Annotated in this window: 2 protein-coding genes; both read left to right on the top strand. The window is 52.9% G+C overall.

Going from position 1 to position 2,117, the window contains the following annotated elements; all coding sequences use genetic code 11:
• The first annotated feature begins 368 nt into the window (after positions 1-368).
• Entirely contained in the window at positions 369-1,265 is an 897-nt protein-coding gene (locus ASD99_RS33615; RefSeq protein WP_156389058.1) for a hypothetical protein, read from the top strand.
• 6 nt (positions 1,266-1,271) lie between these two features.
• Complete coding sequence (locus tag ASD99_RS23365; RefSeq protein ID WP_056590901.1) at positions 1,272-1,874, top strand: hypothetical protein; 603 nt, start codon at positions 1,272-1,274, stop codon at positions 1,872-1,874.
• The last annotated feature ends 243 nt before the right edge of the window (positions 1,875-2,117 follow it).

Here is a 2,117-nt window from a genome sequence, read left to right as displayed (position 1 = left end):
ACTCCTTCCAAGGCACCTTGCTCTCCTTGCAAAGGGCCGAAAGTGTAACCCATCTATCCGGAATGAACTGTCACCCATCTCTCGGGAAGGGCACTATAATATCGATGGCTTACTCCCTCGTTTGGATAGTCGGGCCGCCCAAACTGCCAGGTTTACCGTTACCGTGACATCGCCTCGCATACTGAAGGGACCGTCTCCTTTGGCAGCGCCGACCATGGTTCGAGGGTGTCACCAATTGCAAAAGAAGTGATCGCTGACCCGACGGCCGCCTCCCATCAATTGACGCTGTAGAGCCAAGCTCCGTCGAACGGTGCCTCGACTCTCGACAGCCAAGCTGTCAAGATCGGCTGAAGCACAACGGTCGTGTTATGCAAGATAGTGATGAGAATGCTGCTGCTCGTAAGAGCACGCGCGCTTGGTATCACCGGTTGGCCGCGCTAGGGGTGGGTGCAGCGGCGACGATTGCGGTGTTTACTACATACCTCTCTAAAATTGAGGAGAATATTCTCGGCCTTCTCTCGCATTCCGGTTTATGGGATTCAGAGATCGGGCATGAACTAAGCATACGTGATGCACGAATTAGTAAAATTGATGCGGACAGTTCGCAGTTTTGGGTAGAGGTTGTGGTTGATAACAAATCCGGTACAATAATTAAAAAATGTAATCTATCAATTATGCTAGAAAACACGATGTTACTGCGTAGTGCACCGGTCGAATTCGACAAAAGAAGGTATCAAGAGGTCGTTATCTTTCCATTCGAGTGGACAAAGCCGATTCACTCCGGAAAAGCGAAGACTCGACTTGAATGCGAGCAATCGGTAACGCCATCGGAAGACCTTTCGACTGCTGAGTTAGAAGATAAAGTGCCAGCGTCGATGAAACTGCCTGAACCTTCGCCTGCCTTGACCCTACAAGAACCACCTCCTCCAGTCACGGACTCACGGACTGCGATAACTGCGCCTCCAGTTCCCGAACCGTTGCCTTTACCAGCCCGCCCCGGCAAATCTGTCTTTGGGGTGCTCGAAGAACAGAAATTCGATCTCTGCGGCTTCCATGACTTCACCGCTCGGCTGGTCACCAAGGAAGCTAGGGTGACTATCCTGAGCGGGGATCGGGCGATCCCAGACCGTAACTTTCGCGGCTACGAACGCAGTATCCCGTTGCAAACCCCTACAAAGCTATGGGACCATTGCGTGGTTTCTGTCGAGCGTAAGTCACTTGCGGGTACAATACAGATTGTATTTTCATCGACCGTGGACGGGTGATCTGCAATGCAGCCGACTCGATTGGTTACTTTTCTCGCGATTGTTTTTGGGATCCAGGCATTCCCATTGGTTGCTCACGCTTGCGAGGAATATAGCGCGCTACCCGACCCGGAAACGAAAGAATACCGGGACAAATTACTAGATACGGCAGCCGATCCCCTGGACCGACTTTTCGCGTTTCAGAAGCTGGTATGCGCGAGCAATCCAGTCATCAGAACTTACGCGGTGCGCGAAGGATTGAAAGCCGTTTCGGATCCGCTCGTCCGCGAGCAGATCATGTTCGACGCCATGTTTGAAAAAACGCGCATCGACATCGAACTGAGCCCGGGGTCGGACGCTTCCAAGCAGGACAAGGAGTTTTCCAAAAGAGTTTCCAGTCTGATCTCTTATATCATCGCCTTCAAGTCACCCAAGGAAGGTTGCCTCAGCCTGTACTCGCCCAATGAGTGCGACAAAAACTATTCCATTTATTTGAAAGGGGACAAGCTGGAGTTGACGTACACCGGCACGGTGGGGGAGTTTCGCTTGTCAGATGCGAACAACCTTGTCGGCTTCATACTTCCTCGGGGCCCGTATGGCCGTATCCCCGCCGTTATCGAGCTTTTTTGACTGGCTCTGCAATTAACCCGACGGGTTTTCGAAGTTCAACGGCGCAAGCGGTTGGGGTTCAACACCTAGTCTCTCATGTTCCCTGTCAAGGTTGACGGCAAGAAGGCTCGCCTGCTTGGCAGGTTTGCGAAGCAGTCGGATCTGCTGAAGCTGCACAGGGCTGGGGGTGGAGCTCAGAGACGACGGTTGATCAGACTCTCATCCGCGGGTTGGGTACCGGCCTTCCGTGTCTTCGTCTCGGGG

Source organism: Mesorhizobium sp. Root695, from assembly GCF_001428185.1.
Classification (GTDB): Bacteria; Pseudomonadota; Alphaproteobacteria; order Rhizobiales; family Rhizobiaceae; genus Mesorhizobium.
Note: the sequence above shows the minus strand (reverse complement) of the source record. Positions and strands in the feature narration are given on the sequence as shown.

Bases quoted from the DNA above. Each gene is read 5' to 3' on its own strand.
- ASD99_RS33615 (WP_156389058.1), top strand. From the start codon at position 369: ATGCAAGATAGTGATGAGAATGCTGCTGCTCGTAAGAGCACGCGCGCT.
- ASD99_RS23365 (WP_056590901.1), top strand. From the start codon at position 1,272: ATGCAGCCGACTCGATTGGTTACTTTTCTCGCGATTGTTTTTGGGATC.